Source organism: Paenibacillus mesotrionivorans (assembly GCF_046098205.1).
GTDB lineage: Bacteria > Bacillota > Bacilli > Paenibacillales > NBRC-103111 > Paenibacillus_AR > Paenibacillus_AR mesotrionivorans.
Genome location: NZ_JBJURJ010000009.1, coordinates 210,893 through 226,475 on the forward strand (window position 1 = coordinate 210,893; position 15,583 = coordinate 226,475).

Annotated in this window: 16 protein-coding genes and 1 other RNA gene; all 17 read left to right on the forward strand. The window is 55.0% G+C overall.

What is annotated here, in order from left to right; all coding sequences use genetic code 11:
- The first annotated feature begins 38 nt into the window (after positions 1 to 38).
- The 17 genes from ybeY to ACI1P1_RS15610 all read left to right on the forward strand — a co-directional run bounded on the left by ybeY (position 39) and on the right by ACI1P1_RS15610 (position 15,564).
- On the forward strand, positions 39 to 623 hold the full coding sequence (ybeY, locus tag ACI1P1_RS15530) for an rRNA maturation RNase YbeY (protein WP_416217322.1): 585 nt from the start codon (positions 39 to 41) through the stop codon (positions 621 to 623).
- Positions 620 to 1,312, forward strand: a complete 693-nt coding sequence (locus ACI1P1_RS15535) for a diacylglycerol kinase family protein (RefSeq protein WP_416217323.1) — start codon at positions 620 to 622, stop codon at positions 1,310 to 1,312. The genes ybeY and ACI1P1_RS15535 overlap by 4 nt, the downstream gene beginning before the upstream one ends.
- A 243-nt stretch (positions 1,313 to 1,555) precedes the next feature.
- Entirely contained in the window at positions 1,556 to 1,978 is a 423-nt protein-coding gene (gene cdd / locus ACI1P1_RS15540; protein ID WP_416217324.1) for a cytidine deaminase, read from the forward strand.
- Between the two features lie 60 nt (positions 1,979 to 2,038).
- On the forward strand, positions 2,039 to 2,935 hold the full coding sequence (gene era, locus ACI1P1_RS15545; RefSeq protein ID WP_416217325.1) for a GTPase Era: 897 nt from the start codon (positions 2,039 to 2,041) through the stop codon (positions 2,933 to 2,935).
- Between the two features lie 101 nt (positions 2,936 to 3,036).
- On the forward strand, positions 3,037 to 3,882 hold the full coding sequence (locus ACI1P1_RS15550) for an AraC family transcriptional regulator (protein ID WP_416217326.1): 846 nt from the start codon (positions 3,037 to 3,039) through the stop codon (positions 3,880 to 3,882).
- 1,123 nt (positions 3,883 to 5,005) lie between these two features.
- On the forward strand, positions 5,006 to 5,149 hold the full coding sequence (locus tag ACI1P1_RS15555; RefSeq protein ID WP_416217328.1) for a YqzL family protein: 144 nt from the start codon (positions 5,006 to 5,008) through the stop codon (positions 5,147 to 5,149).
- Between the two features lie 66 nt (positions 5,150 to 5,215).
- On the forward strand, positions 5,216 to 5,965 hold the full coding sequence (gene recO, locus ACI1P1_RS15560) for a DNA repair protein RecO (RefSeq protein ID WP_416217329.1): 750 nt from the start codon (positions 5,216 to 5,218) through the stop codon (positions 5,963 to 5,965).
- A 189-nt stretch (positions 5,966 to 6,154) separates the two neighbouring features.
- Positions 6,155 to 6,970, forward strand: a complete 816-nt coding sequence (locus ACI1P1_RS15565) for a pyruvate, water dikinase regulatory protein (protein WP_416217330.1) — start codon at positions 6,155 to 6,157, stop codon at positions 6,968 to 6,970.
- Positions 6,971 to 7,067: 97 nt separating this feature from the next.
- Positions 7,068 to 7,526, forward strand: a complete 459-nt coding sequence (locus ACI1P1_RS15570) for a YaiI/YqxD family protein (protein WP_416217331.1) — start codon at positions 7,068 to 7,070, stop codon at positions 7,524 to 7,526.
- A 52-nt stretch (positions 7,527 to 7,578) separates the two neighbouring features.
- Positions 7,579 to 9,429, forward strand: coding sequence for a DNA primase (gene dnaG, locus ACI1P1_RS15575; protein ID WP_416217332.1), 1,851 nt, complete (start codon positions 7,579 to 7,581; stop codon positions 9,427 to 9,429).
- A 34-nt stretch (positions 9,430 to 9,463) separates the two neighbouring features.
- Positions 9,464 to 10,588: an RNA polymerase sigma factor RpoD gene (gene rpoD / locus ACI1P1_RS15580; protein ID WP_416217333.1), complete on the forward strand. Its 1,125-nt coding sequence runs from the start codon at positions 9,464 to 9,466 to the stop codon at positions 10,586 to 10,588.
- Between the two features lie 141 nt (positions 10,589 to 10,729).
- Positions 10,730 to 11,554 carry a hypothetical protein gene (locus ACI1P1_RS15585; RefSeq protein ID WP_416217334.1) on the forward strand — a complete coding sequence of 275 codons (825 nt, stop codon included), beginning with the start codon at positions 10,730 to 10,732 and terminating at the stop codon, positions 11,552 to 11,554.
- Complete coding sequence (locus ACI1P1_RS15590; RefSeq protein WP_416217335.1) at positions 11,555 to 12,340, forward strand: tRNA (adenine(22)-N(1))-methyltransferase; 786 nt, start codon at positions 11,555 to 11,557, stop codon at positions 12,338 to 12,340.
- Positions 12,307 to 13,422: a Nif3-like dinuclear metal center hexameric protein gene (locus ACI1P1_RS15595; protein WP_416217336.1), complete on the forward strand. Its 1,116-nt coding sequence runs from the start codon at positions 12,307 to 12,309 to the stop codon at positions 13,420 to 13,422. The genes ACI1P1_RS15590 and ACI1P1_RS15595 overlap by 34 nt, the downstream gene beginning before the upstream one ends.
- A gap of 25 nt (positions 13,423 to 13,447) precedes the next feature.
- Positions 13,448 to 13,741 carry a hypothetical protein gene (locus tag ACI1P1_RS15600; protein WP_416217337.1) on the forward strand — a complete coding sequence of 98 codons (294 nt, stop codon included), beginning with the start codon at positions 13,448 to 13,450 and terminating at the stop codon, positions 13,739 to 13,741.
- 367 nt (positions 13,742 to 14,108) lie between these two features.
- An RNA gene (gene rnpB / locus ACI1P1_RS15605) (RNase P RNA component class A) lies at positions 14,109 to 14,530 on the forward strand.
- Between the two features lie 173 nt (positions 14,531 to 14,703).
- On the forward strand, positions 14,704 to 15,564 hold the full coding sequence (locus ACI1P1_RS15610) for a MurR/RpiR family transcriptional regulator (RefSeq protein ID WP_416217338.1): 861 nt from the start codon (positions 14,704 to 14,706) through the stop codon (positions 15,562 to 15,564).
- The last annotated feature ends 19 nt before the right edge of the window (positions 15,565 to 15,583 follow it).

Here is a 15,583-nt window from a genome sequence, read left to right on the forward strand (position 1 = left end):
CTAACATAAAGAACATTTAGAGAAAAAGGATGATACCCTTGAACCTATATCTGGAATGCAACAATGATCAGGAAGCCTATGAGATTACACCTGCTTTAATGGATATGCTGAATGAGCTGCTCCGGTTGGCGGGGGAGTTGGAGCAGGTGGATTCCGGCGAGGTGGCGCTGTCCTTTGTGGACGATGAAACCATCCGCCAGCTGAATAAGGATTACCGGGGCATCGACAAGGCTACGGACGTGCTGTCCTTCGCCATGACCGAATCCACAGAGGATGAGCTTCCCATCTATTATGACGATGAGAACCTCGAGGATGTAGAGCTGGAGCAGCTGCAGGAAATGTCGGAGCTGGGGCTTCTCGACGGCGGGAAGGAGACGCTGGAGGAGTTTGAGGAGGAGCCGGAGAATCTGCTGGCCGAACCCCTGGGTGACATTGTTATCTCCATTCCGAAAGCGTTGGCCCAGGCGGAGGAGTATGGACATTCGGCAGAGCGGGAAATCGGATTTTTGTTCGTCCACGGTTTCCTGCATCTCATCGGCTATGACCATATGACCGAGGAAGACGAAAAAATCATGTTCGGAAAGCAGGAAGAGATTCTGGCGAAGGCAGGGATCACCCGTTGAATCCTTTGGTCCGCTGGTTAAAAAGCATGCGCCATGCCTACGAGGGCATCCAGTACGCCCTGTCGACGCAGCCCAATATGAAGTTCCACTTTTTTGCGTCCTTTGCCGTGCTGGTGTCGGCCTTGTTTTTCCGGCTGCCGCGGACCGATGTGCTGCTGCTGCTGTTGGCTATCACTCTTGTTATTGTGACTGAGCTGATTAATACCGGAATCGAAAAAACCGTCGATCTCGCCATGCCCGACCTGCACCCCCTGGCCAAAATTGCCAAGGATGTGGCAGCCGCCGCGGTGCTGGTGACGGCGGTTTTTGCCGCCGCTGTGGGAGTGGCGGTATTCTACTCCCCGGTGGAGCGGTGGGTGCGGCACCGGGAACATCCCGATGTGCCGCTGTCCATCGGCTCCGTCTGGCTGTATCTGGCGCTGGTAGCCTTGGCAGTGATCGTGGTGCGCACCCGCTTCCGGGCCAGCGGACAGCTGAAGCCCAGCCTGTGGATGGCCCTGGCGGTATCCCTGGGCACCCTGATTACCCTCAAAAGCGGGGACACCCTGGTGGGATTGCTGGCCCTGGTGATGTGCGGCATGTTCCTGGTGATGCTTTATGAAAAACAGGGGCGCTCCCTGGCCGGAATTCTGGCAGGCGGGCTGCTGGGAGCGGTGCTGACGGTGCTGGCCTTTTTTCTGGGGGGATAGGATGGTGCGTGGCGCCCCAAATGCATAAGTGCAGTCCGGTAACCGATATGGCGCGGCTGGAGCTGCCTATCCTGCAAAAGTGCAGTTATTTTCCGCAAAAACCCTTGTTGTAGGCCATAAGAACGAAAATAACTGCAGATTTGCAGGATGAATGGACAAAACGGAGATTCCGGGAGAAAATAACTGCAGATTTGCATTTCGGATAGCTGATAAGCAATAAACCAATGACGGAGGGATGAAGATATGGCAGTTCCTGAGTTTGTGCACAAGCTTATTGAAGAAGCGGCGGCGGCCCGCAAAAAAGCATACGTCCCATATTCACACTTTGGGGTGGGGGCGGCACTGCTGGATGCAGACGGACATATTCATCATGGCTGCAACATCGAAAATGCCGCATATGGTCCCACCAACTGTGCGGAACGCACGGCGGTTTTCCGGGCGGTGGCCGACGGGCATGCCCCGCGCAGCTTCAAGGCTATAGCCGTCATTGCGGATACGGAGGACCCGGTGTCCCCCTGCGGCATTTGCCGCCAAGTGATGAGTGAGCTGTGCGGGCCGGATATGCCCGTATATCTCACCAATTTGAAGGGTGACATCCAGGAGACCACCGTGGCGGCGCTGCTGCCAGGTGCCTTCACCTCCCGCGACTTTAAGGAAGCCGAGTAAGAAAGCTGTTTCACCTGTTACACCATACACCGAAATTTCACCATGAGAGGAATCAAATATATGCCAAAAGGCTTTAAATCCGGGTTTGTCGCTATTATCGGGCGCCCCAACGTGGGCAAATCCACCCTGTTGAACCGGGTGGTGGGACAGAAGGTTGCCATCATGTCGGACAAACCTCAAACTACCCGCAACAAAATTCACGGTGTGTATACCACCGACACTGCCCAGATCGTGTTCCTGGACACGCCGGGTATCCACAAGCCCCAGTCCAAGCTGGGCAACTATATGATGCAGGTCGCGGAGGGCACCTTAAATGAGGTGGACGCCATTCTTTTCCTGGTGGATGTAAGCGAAGGATTGGGCGGCGGAGACCGGTACATTATCGAACGGCTGAAGCAGGTCAAAACCCCTGTTATCCTCGTGATGAACAAAATCGACAAGGTGCAGCCCGAAGAACTGCTGCCCATTATCGTGCAGTACAAGGATCTTTATCCCTTTACCGAAATCGTGCCGATTTCCGCCAAACAGGGCACCAGCGTCAACATCCTGTTGGAGCAGGCAACGCGTTATCTGGATGAAGGGCCGATGTATTACCCCGCAGACCAGGTTACCGATCATCCGGAGCAGTTCGTGTGCGCCGAGCTGGTACGGGAAAAAATTCTCAACCTGACCCGTGAGGAAATCCCTCACTCCATCGCCGTCACCATTGAGGATATGAAGGTGCAGGACAACGGACTGGTTCATATCTCCGCGGTTATCTTCGTGGAACGGGACTCCCAGAAGGGCATCATCATCGGCAAAAACGGCGCTTTGTTGAAGGAAATCGGCAAGCTGGCCCGTCTGGATATCGAGAAGCTGCTGGGCAACAAATGCTTCCTGGAGCTTTGGGTCAAGGTGAAAAAGGATTGGCGCAACCAGGACCGGGTGCTGAAGGATTTGGGCTTCCGACACGATTAAAGCCAGCGAACGGATACACCGGAATCCTCTCTTTTTTAAGTGGCAGAGGAGAGGACATTCCATCCTCACTTTCCTAAAATTGTAATCAGGAGGTGAGAGGAGTGGATTGGAGCATTCGGTTGAATCGGGCCATTGATTATATTGAGATGCATCTGGATCAGGACATGGATCTGGATCAAGCGGCTAAGCTGGCGTTTTGCAGCCGTAATGATTTGTCAGGCATGTTCAGCATTGTGGCCGGAATTACGCTCAACGAATACATCAGACGTCGGCGTCTTTCGCTGGCGGCTCTGGAGCTGCAGACCAGCAATGAGAAAATCATCGACATTGGCATGAAATACGGCTATTCTTCGCCAACAGCATTTAACCGTGCTTTTCAAAATCAACATAAAGCGTCCCCCCAATATGCAAGAAGCCGGAACATCTTTATTGCTGCCTATCCGCGAATCTCCTTCCAAATTACTATTAAGGGAGAGATTAATATGAAGTGCAGGATTGAAAAGAAGCCGGCGTTTAAGGTTGCAGGGGTAAAGAAGACATTCCAAACGAATGCAGTGGAAAATCGGGTTCCTGCTTTTTGGGGGGAGCTTCCCCGGGAAACGTACAACAAAATCATTGCCCAATCCGGCGGTAAACCAGAGGGGATGATGGGGTTGTGCGCCGATTTCGATGGGGGGCACCAGTTCAATTATTACATCGCCGTCTCAACGGTCAATGACAATGTTGGGGACTTGGAGACAATAGAAATCCCTGAGGCGACCTGGGCCATCTTCGAGGCCGAAGGCGGATTGATGGAGCTGGTAAACCGTGTATGGCAGGAATGGTTTCCCTCCTCCGGCTACAGGCGTGCGGATAACTCCATTCCGGATGTGGAAGTGTATTTTGATTATGATTTCCCCAAAGAAAAATATACGTATGAGCTTTGGTACCCTGTGATTAAAGAGTAACCGAAGCGGCGGCTTTTGCCGAATTGGCCAAAGGACAGACGGTGATGTCGGTAGGCGCGATAGCGACCGGCCGGAGGCCGAAGCAGTGGTGGCGATATGAGCTAAAGCGACCGGCCAGAGCCGAAGCAGTGGAGAGGCCGCAGGGCGGAAGCGGGGGACCGGGCGGAACAGGGGAGCAGCGGGCGACGGGCGACGGGCGACGTCTGTCCCCGGCTTTTCCTTGCTGGTGATGGGCGTGAGTCTATCGGCCGCATCTAACGGCGGTGAAAGCCTTTATTTAGGCGAAAATGTCGTTTGAGAAAATCTAACGGCGGCCACAGCCGTTATATGGGCCGAAAGCCGCGTCGCAAGCCCATTATTGGCCCAATAAAGGCTCCTGCTTCCGTTAGATTTCGCAACCCCAAGTTTTGGGGCAAATAGCGTCTCTCACCGCCGTTAGGAAAAGGCGGTGAGCGAACCAGCAAAGCGATGTGAGCGAAAGGTTTAAGGTTTGTGGGTTTGGGGTTTGGGGTTTAGGGTTTAGGGTTTAGGGTTTAGGGTTTAGGGTTTAGGGTTTAGGGTTTAGGGTTTAGGGTTTAGGGTTTGGGGTTTGGGGTTTAGGGTTTAAGGGGTTTGAGGTCCGGCCAAGAGCGGAGCGGGGAGCAGCCGGAGAGCGAACCAGCAAAACGATGTGAGCGAAAAGGGTTTGAATTTTAAGGTTTTAGGGTTTTAAGGGTCTAAACCCCTGAGCGTCACGCGGCAGCGTGAGGCGGCTCCCTCCTCCACCGCCCCTCCCACCCGCCTGCCGCTGCACCCCCCACGGGCAAAACGCCGCGGAAGAACGCCAACTTCCAGCGTGTTCCCGCCCAAGTAAGATTTGCCCGCCCCAACCCATGGGCGGGCAAACCTTACCAAACGGGAACGGAAGCGCTCCTCCCGCCCACACCCCCATCGAAGACGGCCCACCCGCGACACTCCGAAAACCCTTGCCGAGGTCTTGGGGCGGCAGCGCCCAAGTCTCCCCCTTTGGCCAAAGGGGGAAGGGGGGATTCGAATACCCAATACTTGCTTCGGATAGACTCACCGCTTTTCTCCAATCCTACAACTGTGGGCAATTCACAGACGGTAGGAGAGGATGGTACAGATGAGAGACTTCTCGTGGAACTATTTTTCGAAAACGGGAGATGTGAATGCGTACCTGCTGTACAAGGAGAGCCTGACACCTGAGGAAACCGCGGCGCCGACAGAGGAGCTGCAGGAGCAGGAAGAGGGAGAAGCGGTGGTCTAATACGGGCAGCCAAGCGTTAGAGACTGTCGCGAATGTTTCCCGACAGCTCGTGAGGAGTAGATGCCCATGCTGTATAAGGTTGAAGGAATTGTCACCCGGAGCATGGACTACGGGGAAGGGCATAAAATCATATCCGTATACACCCGCGAAGCGGGGAAAATGAGCGTGATGGTCAGGGGGGCCAAAAAGCTGAAAAGCCGCCACGGGGCCGTCACGCAGCTTTTTACATACGGGGAATTTGTGATCTACAAAAACGCCCACATGGGAACACTGAATGCTGCGGAAATAACGGACTCCTTCCATAAGCTGCGGGAAGATCTCATGAAAGGGGCTTACGCGGCATATATAGTAGAAATGGTGGAGAAGCTCACCGGAGAAATGGAGCCCAATGCACCGCTTTTTGAACAGCTGCTGGCCGCCTTGAAGGGAATTGCCGGAGACAAGCCGCCCCATATCATTGCCCACATTATGGAAATGCATATGCTGGTGCTGTCCGGTTACATGCCGGAGCTGGACCAATGTGTATCCTGCGGCAGCAAGGAAGGGGAAATGGCGTTGAGCATTGCGGCGGGAGGCATTCTTTGTCCGCGCTGTAGACTTAAGGATCCCCAGGGAATTGTGCTGGGAGCGGGAACATTGAAGCTGCTCCGTCTGTTCCGTACCATGGATTTGCGGCGGTTGGGGGAGATTGACGTCAAACCCGTAACTCAGGCTCAATTAAAGCGATGTATGCGCGGCATGATGGACATGTACATGGAAACCAAATGGAAATCCCGGAGCTTCCTTGACCAAATGGAGAAGTACGGGATGGAATAAAGGAGTTTGACAGGAAACCGGGAATTTGTTACGATCTTGGCCGATGCCGCTTTTTCTTCAAAATAAGGGTGGAACCGTGAGACAACGGGCTCTTATTCCTGTGCTTGGCAGCTTGCTGGCAGACGCAGGAACAGGAGCCTTTTTTGGCTGAGAAAAAAGGATGAATGTGGAAAGGAAGGGTGATTTCCATTGCCCGACAGGAAAAAGATCCAGTATGTGTACGTGGTGTCAGACTCGGCGGGGGAAACGGGAGAATCCGTCGTCCGAGCGGCGATTGTCCAATTTTTGCCGGCAGCCATTGAATTAAAGCGCAGACCCTTCATACATACAACCGAAGGCATTGACCGGATTATCAAGGATGCGGCTGCCTGCGGAGGCGTAATCGTGTTCACCTTGGTGATTCCCCAGCTCCGGGATTACCTCTTGGAACGGGCCACCGAAAATCAGGTCATCTGCATCGATCTGTTGGGGCCGATTATCGCCAGCCTGGAAAAAGCGCTCAACCAGCGCTCCCGCCACGAGCCGGGAATCATCCATAAGCTGGATGAGCATTATTTCCGCAAGGTGGAGGCAGTGGAATTCGCTGTCCGGTATGATGACGGAAGAGATGCCACCGGCGTCATCAAGGCGGATATTGTGCTGGCCGGAGTATCCCGCACCTCCAAAACTCCCTTGTCCATGTTTTTGGCCCACAAAAGCTATAAGGTCGCCAACGTTCCCCTGGTGCCGGAGCTGGTTCCGCCCCGGGAGCTGTTTACCGTGAATCCCGCCAAAATTATCGGCCTGACTATTAATCCCGACAAGCTCAACGAAATCCGCAAGGAGCGGCTGAAGGCGCTGGGGTTGGGGGAAGAGGCGATTTATGCCAAGGTGCAGCGGATAAACGAGGAATTGGCCCATGCTCAGACGATTATGAAGAAGCTGGGCTGTTTGGTGATTGACGTGTCCAATAAAGCGGTGGAGGAAACGGCGGGAATCATCATGGAACAAATTCCGCTCCGTTAGTCAAGCTTTTTTTGCGGAATAGGCAGGATTTTTTATTTCCCCATCGTATATAATATTACGGAAGTATTGCCAATCCGTAACAAGGGCGGTGAGAGAATTGACGAAGCCGCTTGCCATTATTGTTGACGCCGACGCATGCCCCGTCAAACCGGAGATTATCAAGGCAGCCCGCCAGTTTCACGCGCAAGTGCTGATGGTGGCGTCCCTGGATCACCGGCTCACGGAGGAGCCCGGCGTAACTGTTGTGCAGGTAGACCGGTCTGATCAGTCGGCAGATTTGTATATTGCCAATCATCTGGCTCCGGGCAACATTCTGGTGACACAGGATTTTGGGTTGGCGACGATCGGCTTGGCGAAACGCGCGTATGTGCTGTCCAACCGGGGGCAGGAATACACCAACGGCAACATTGATTTTCTGCTGGAAACCCGGCATGAACACGCCAAACAGCGCAGAAACGGGCATTACGGCAAAGGACCTAAGCCTTTTACCGCAGAAGACCGGGAACGATTTCTACATTCTTTGACAAAACTTTTGCAATCCTTGCAGGAAAATTAACGGGGAGCGCGAATAAGTTATACTTGTCAATTGGAATGAAGGTGGTTATGCTTTGAACCGACGTATCCCCGATGAGGTGATCGAGGCTGTTCTGAAGGCTTACGATATTGTGGATGTAGTAGGCCGTCATGTGCATTTGTCGAAGCAGGGCCATTATCTCAAGGGTCTGTGCCCGTTCCATTCGGAGAAATCCCCGTCCTTTACCGTCACGCCGGAGAAGCAGATTTATCACTGCTTCGGTTGCCACGCGGGAGGCAATGCCATCCATTTCATCATGGGAGTGGAGGGTTTGAGCTTTGGCGAAGCGGTCCGTCAGATGGCGGAGGAAGCGCATATTCCGGTGGATTGGGCTCCGGTAACGCCGGAGCAGACCAAGGAGCAGGCGGAAGCCAAGGCACTATATGACGCCTATGAGTTCACAGCGAAGTTCTATAATTACATCATGCTGAATACGGAGCAGGGCAGGCCCGCATTGGATTACTTGCGGAGCCGGGGAATGAATGACCGGATCATAGAGACCTTCCAGCTGGGCTACTCGCCCAATATGCGGGACAAGCTGGCGGAGATTCTCGGGAAACGCGGCTTCGACCTGGCACTGATGGAGAAGGGCGGCCTTCTTTCGCACCGTGAGGGTTCGGGCTATTATGACAAATTCCGTGACCGGATTATGTTTCCCATCCATGACCAGAAGGGGCGGATTATCGCCTTCGGCGGACGGGCGATGGGGGACATTCAGCCTAAGTACATGAACAGTCCGGAATCCCCGCTCTTCAATAAAAGCCGCAATTTGTACAATTTCCACCAGGCCCGGCCCCAAATCCGCAAGTCCCGCACGGTGGTGCTGCTGGAGGGATATGTGGATGCCATCAAGGTATGGGAGGCGGGTATTCAGAACGGTGTGGCGTCCATGGGAACGGCCCTGACCCGTGAACATGCCCTGCTGCTGCGCCGGAATGCCGATGAAGCCTTGCTTTGTTATGACGGAGACCCGGCCGGACAGAATGCGGCCTTCAAGAGCATTGAGCTTTTGGAGAAGGAAGGTTTTCACGTGAAGGTGGCCTGGCTGCCCGGTGGGCAGGACCCGGACGAATTCATTACCCAGTTTGGCGGGGAGCGCTTCCGCCGGGAGATTATTGAAGGAGCGCTGACCTCCACCAAGTTCAAGCTTCAATACATCCGCAAAAACTTCAATCTGACGGATGTGGACGGACGTTTCCGATACATAGAGTCCGCCCTGAAGCTGGTAGCGGAGCTGGATGCCCCTTACCAGCGTGAGCACTACATCCAGGAGCTGGCGTCGGAATTCCCCTATGCAGCGGACAATCTGACCCAGCAGATGAACGGATACCGCCAGGATCTGTTGAAAAAACGGGAGCCTGGGGATAATCCGGAACAATCGTGGAATAATATTAGGAATAATGGAAACAACAGGAATAAAGTGTCTGTTCTTCCCGCCCATGAGCATGCGGAGATTTCGATTCTTGCGGCTATGCTTAATGACCGGGAGGCGGCCCAGCAGGTCCAGGAGGAGCTGGGGGACGGGTTTTCCACAGAGCTTCACGCGGCTCTTGCCGCTTATTTATATGCCTATTATGCGCAAGGCAATGAGCCGGACATCAGCAAGTTTATGGCGGGCCTGGAGGACGAGACGCTGGAACGCGCGGCAGCGTCGTTATCCATGACCGACTCGCAGCCTGCGCTGCGGGCGCTTCCTGATTATATCGGTTATCTGAAGCTTTATCCGCGTCTGAAGCAATTAGAGAAAGAACGCCTGGAAGCCGAAAGCATGCATGACCCTCTGGAGGCGGCACGCAGGCTGGGCGGGATTGCGCAAGAAATCGCAAGAGTGAAAAAAGATATTCAGGCCCTAGAAAAGCAATTGAACTCGTTCAAAGGTTATTGACGCGAATGATTCTAGGGAGGAGGGAGTAGGAGAAATGGCGAACGATCAACACACAGAGCTCGAGTCAGAACTAACCTTGGACCAGGTGAAGGAACAACTGATTGAACTGGGCAAAAAGCGCTCATCACTTACGTATAAGGACATCATGGAGCGCCTGTCGCCCTTCGATCAGGACCCGGAACAAATAGACGAATTCTTCGAGCAGCTCTCCGAACTGGGCATAGAGGTAGGCAATGAATCCGAAGAGGACGATATGCCGGCAATGTCCCACGACGATCAGGAGCATGATGAATTTAATTTCGACGATGACCTGTCCCTTCCCCCGGGCATCAAGATCAATGACCCTGTCCGGATGTATCTGAAGGAAATCGGCCGCGTGCCGCTGCTCTCCGCAGAAGATGAGGTAGGGTTGGCCAAACGGATCGAGAACGGCGACGAGGAAGCCAAGCGCCGGCTGGCGGAAGCCAATCTCCGGCTGGTAGTCAGCATTGCCAAACGTTATGTCGGCCGCGGTATGCTGTTTCTGGACCTCATTCAGGAAGGGAACATGGGCTTGATCAAAGCCGTGGAGAAGTTTGACCATACCAAGGGGTACAAGTTCAGCACCTACGCCACCTGGTGGATCCGCCAAGCGATTACCCGGGCCATCGCAGACCAGGCAAGAACCATCCGGATACCGGTACATATGGTGGAGACCATCAACAAGCTGATCCGTGTCTCCCGCCAGCTTCTGCAGGAGCTGGGACGTGAGCCGACTCCAGAGGAAATCGCCAAGGAGATGGAGCTGTCCACGGATAAGGTCCGGGAGATTATGAAAATCGCCCAGGAGCCGGTATCCCTGGAAACGCCCATCGGTGAGGAAGATGATTCCCATCTGGGGGATTTCATTGAGGATCAGGAGGCTCTGGCGCCGGCGGACGCTGCCGCTTACGAGCTCTTGAAGGAGCAGCTGGAGGATGTGCTGGACACCCTGACCGAACGTGAGGAGAATGTGCTCCGCCTTCGTTTCGGCCTGGATGACGGACGGACCCGGACGCTGGAGGAAGTGGGCAAGGTCTTTGGCGTAACCCGGGAACGGATCCGCCAGATTGAAGCCAAGGCTCTCCGCAAGCTTCGCCATCCCAGCCGCAGCAAACGCCTGAAGGACTTCCTGGAGTAGAATTGTCCCCGGTGTGAAACCAATATTCTTTCGTGTATGTTAGCCCTGCCTGAAGCGGCGGGGCTTTCTTTGTAAAAAAAATGCCTGCAGGAGCCGATATAAGGTAAGGATTGTATCAGGAATCGGCTGAGGTGACGGGAGATGGATCAGGACAAGGTTCAGATCATTGTGGCGGAAATCGACAAGTGGCGGAGAAGCAAGCTGCTGCCAGAGCATTATTGTGATTTCCTTATGAATTTGTATATGGATGAGCGTGAGGTGGAAGGCCCGTCGGTACTGGGCATCTCACAAAAGGCGGTCAGTAACAGCAACTGGAAAACATGGATGTCGATTATTGCAATTACGGGAATCATTTCCTTTATTGGTCTTCATTTTACATCTTTTTCGTTCTGGATGCAAACCGGGGTTCTGGCTGTGCTGGCAGTAACCCTGTATCTGGTAGGGGCCGCACAGCGGGTCAAGCAGCCTCTGGTTTCCTGCCTTTGCTTCGGCGGTGCATCGGGCATTTTGCTCTTGGGCGGCATCTATCTTCTCCATTTGCGGGAAGCAGGCACGGTGCCTCTGGTGTTTGTGGTGGCTTTATGCGGGATGATCTGGATTTTGACGGGCATCGCCGCCAAATTCCCGGTGTTCCATTTTGCCGGGTGGCTGCTGCTGCTCTTGATTTATGCCTTTGTTTTGCGGCACAATATAACGGATATCGATTGGATCGGGGTGGAGCTCTCCTGGGTCCCCCTAAGCTTGGTGCTGTGCTGGCTTGCATGGCTGCTGCACCATGTGAATAAGCAGATTTCCGCCGTATTTTTCCTGACCGGTGTGCTGTGCTGGTTTGGAGGGGAGCTGTACGGGTTTGTATGGACCGGTCTGGATAAGGACGTCCTGCAGCTCCTGCTGGGCGCAAAGCTGGCCGTCGGCGGCGGTGTGCTGTTCGCTTTGCGAAAAAAATGGGTAGAGTGGGTTATGTAGATGATACTTCTGTCAAAACGCCTGGGGGCTATTGCCGCCCAGGTGAAGCCGGGCTGCCGCCTGGCGGATATCGGCTCGGACCATGCGCTGCTGCCGGCGCATCTTGCCCAAAGCGGCAGAATTGCCCGTGGGATTGCTGGGGAGCTGAATAAAGGCCCTTTTGAAGCTGCCAAACGCCAGATAGCCGCAGCGGGTCTTGGCGCGGTTGTGGAGGTGCGGCAGGGCAACGGCCTGGATGTGCTGGAGCCGGGGGAGGCGGATACGGTCACCATCGCCGGAATGGGCGGAGCGCTGATCGCCGAGATTCTGGAGGCGGGCCGTGTGAAGGGCAAGCTGGCCGGCGTACGCCATCTGCTGCTGCAGCCCAATGTAGGCGAGATGCAGGTGCGCGTCTGGCTTCGCCGGCACGGGTGGCTGCTGCTGGGTGAGGAGATTTTGGAGGAAGACGGTAAAATATATGAGATTCTGTCCGCATGCCCTGCGGATGAGACTGAAGGCGGAGCCGCCGCGGAGGCGGAATTGTACCGTGAGCGGGAGCTGGCGGGTTTCGGTGTGCTGGGCGAGGCGGATTGGCTGGCCTTCGGTCCGTATCTGATGAAGCAGGCGGAGCCGGTGTTCCTGGAGAAATGGCGGCGGGAAACCGCCAAGCTGGAGCGGGTGGCCCGTTCGATGGAAAGCTCGGAGCTGGAGGAGGCCCGCCTGAAGCGATTGAAGGTCTTGGAGGACATCAACCGGTTGAAGGAGCTGATGGCATGCTTGCAAAAGGACAAACCGTTATTCAACTGATGGAAGAGCTGGCGCCCAAGCATTATGCCCAGCCCAATGACAGCATCGGACTGCAATTGGGCACATTGCAGAAGGAGATCCGCAAGGTGCTGGTGGCGCTGGATGTGACCCACGAGGTGGTGGACGAGGCCATCCGTGAGGGAGCGGAGCTGATTATTGCCCATCATGCCATCATATTCAGGCCTATCGCCCATCTGCGCACGGATACGCCAGCGGGAAGCTTGTATGCCAAGCTGATCAAGCATGACATTGCTGTGTATATCGCGCACACCAATCTGGATGTGGCGGAAGGCGGAGTGAATGATCTGCTGGCAGAGGCTCTTGGGCTTACGGGACTTACCCATCTGGAGGAGGTCCACACGGAGAAGCTCAAAAAGCTGGTGGTATTTGTCCCGAAGGATCACCATGGGAAGGTCCAGCAGGCGGTGTTCGGTGCAGGAGCCGGCTGGATCGGCAAATACAGCAATTGCTCTTTTAATATTGAAGGCCAGGGTACCTTCGTGCCCCGGGACGGTGCGGACCCCTTTATCGGGGAGGCAGGCAAGCTGGAGCAGGTGGAGGAAATCCGGCTGGAAACCATCGTCCCCGAAACGGTGGAAAAGCGGGTGGTCACCGCTATGCTCAAGGCTCATCCGTATGAGGAAGTGGCTTACGATCTGTATCCGATGGATCTGAAGGGACGTGCCTTCGGCTTGGGCCGGGTGGGCAAACTCCCGGATAGCTGCACCCTGGGTGAGCTGGCAGAGCGGGTGAAGCAGGCGTTCGGCGTGTCCGCGCTGCGGCTTGTAGGAGACCCTGAGCGTGAAATCCGCAAGGTTGCGGTGCTTGGAGGCAGCGGCGGACGGTATATCCGCCACGCGCTGTTTGCGGGCGCTGATGTGCTGATCACGGGAGATGTGGATTACCACGCGGCTCATGACGCATTGGCGGCGGGGCTTGCTGTAATTGATCCCGGCCACAACGTGGAGAAGATTATGAAGCCGGGTGTGGCGGATTTTCTGAACCGGCGTTTTCAGGAGAAGAAGTGGGAAACGGTGGCCGTTGCCTCGTCCGTTGACACCGAGGTGTTCCGGTTCGTGTAGATTAACTCTTAGGGAGGGAATGTCTATGCGGTATTTTGAACGGACCAACCGGATGGCCCATGTTCTGTTTATTGCCGGCGGGCTGTTGTTTGTTATTTCTCTGGGGATTTTGTTCAAGGGTTCGGTAGGAGACCAGATTTTTGAGTTCAGCAACGGCAACTATGTACGGAACGGAATCTGGTTCACCATGTTCTTTTTGTCTTCGGTGTTTTCAGTGGTGCTGGGGATCGGGCTGAAGTGTATCGTCCGGGATGCCAAGGAGGAGCTGGACCATATCCGGGATACAACGTCCGGAGGGGGCAGCAAGCTGCAGGAGTGACCTTGCAGCCTTATTTTCAAGTCCGGCGAAGGCCGTGGGTCTGCGGGGATTCTAACGGCGGTGAGAGGCGTTATTTCTCCTCAAAGGGCTCTGCCGGATTTCTAACGGCGGCTGCGGCCGTTATTTCCGGCAAATGGACCTGAACCGGCCATTGTTGCGGCAAATAGCGGCGCTCACTTCCGTTAGATTTTTGAAAAGCGGCTTTTTGGCCAAATAAGGGCTGTGGCTTCCGTTAGATTGGCCGGGATAGCGGAGAGCAAGGCCGGATACTTGTCGGAGCATGTCTTCCGAATTGCTGTGCCCGCAGCTTCATAATTCTGCGGGTTGAATTTCGGCGGCTAAGCCTGTATACTACAGAATGCAACGGAAAGTTTGACAGACAATCGCCGGCGGCGTAAGCCGCGGGAGGAAAGTCCGGGCTCCATAGGGCAGGATGCTGGATAACGTCCAGTCAGCGCGAGTTGAAGGATAGTGCCACAGAAACGGACCGCCGATGGCGCAGCCGCTTTCTCGTAAAGCGGATGGCGCACAGGCAAGGGTGGAACCGTGGTGTAAGAGACCACGAGGGGCTATGGTGACATAGCGCCTGGTAAACCCCATCCGGAGCAAGACCTAGAGGAACGCAGGGGCTTCGCGCCCCAGCCTTAGCCCGAGGCGCGTTCGGGTTGGTCGCTTGAGCCATGCAGCAATGTACGGCCTAGATAGATGATTGTCGCCTCATTGGTGGGAGGGCTAACCCCCGTTATCACCACCCGAGGTACAGAACCCGGCTTACGGCAAGCTTTCCATTGATGTGAGAATCTCGGAAACGGTTTTCGGCGATTTGCAGCCGGGAGCCGTTTTCTTTTTTGCGGCAGGAACAGGAATAGAAGACTCCCATATTGCTGAAAGAAAAAATTTTTTTTATAATGATCCTCAACGGTACAAAAAACTTATTCCTATAATAGTAGGCGGTGAAGACTGTGAAAGCCCGTACCCCAAACAGCGGCCTGGCCCGGATACAGGCTGTGTACAAAGATCTTCCGCCTAAGGTCAAAACAGTGGCCGACCATATTCTGGCCCAGCCTCAGGATGTGGTCCACCTGTCCATTACCCAGCTGGCGGAGGTTACCCGCTGCGCAGAGGCCACGATATTCCGGCTGTGCCGCCTGATCGGCATGAAGGGCTACCAAGAGCTCAAGATTTCCCTGGCCGGCGAAATGGTGGAGCAGCCGGTGCAGAATATCCACGAGGAGGTCCTGCCGGAGGACGATATGGCCCAGGTGGCCCGCAAGGTGTTCACCTCCAATATTATCGGGATTACGGATACTCTCCAGCTTCTGGACACACAGTCCTTAATCGCGGCGGTGCAGCTTTTGAACAGCGCCCGCAACGTGTGCATCTATGCCGTAGGCGGTTCGGCGCCTATCGCTATGGATGCCTACAACAAATTCATCCGGGCCGGCATCAGCTGCGTCATGCACTCCGATCCTCATCTGCAGCTGACAACAGCCGCATTGTTGGGGCCGGAAAGTGTGGTGCTGGCCATCTCCCACTCGGGCAGCAGCAAGGACCTCATCGAAGTGGTGAAGGCGGCTGGCAAAACCGGTGCCAAAACCATCGTCATCACCAGCTACACCAAATCCTCCCTGGCTCAGCTGGCGGACGTGAAGCTGTACAGTTCCACCCGCGAAACCTCCTTCCGGACGGAAGCCATCTCCGCGCGAATCGCCCAGCTGTGTATCATCGATAGCCTCTACGTGGGGCTGTCCCTGGCCAGGCAGGAGGAGACGCTGGGCAACCTGCAAAAAATCCGGGAGGTTATCTCCACGAAACGCCTGTAAGCTAACAGGCGTTTTTTTG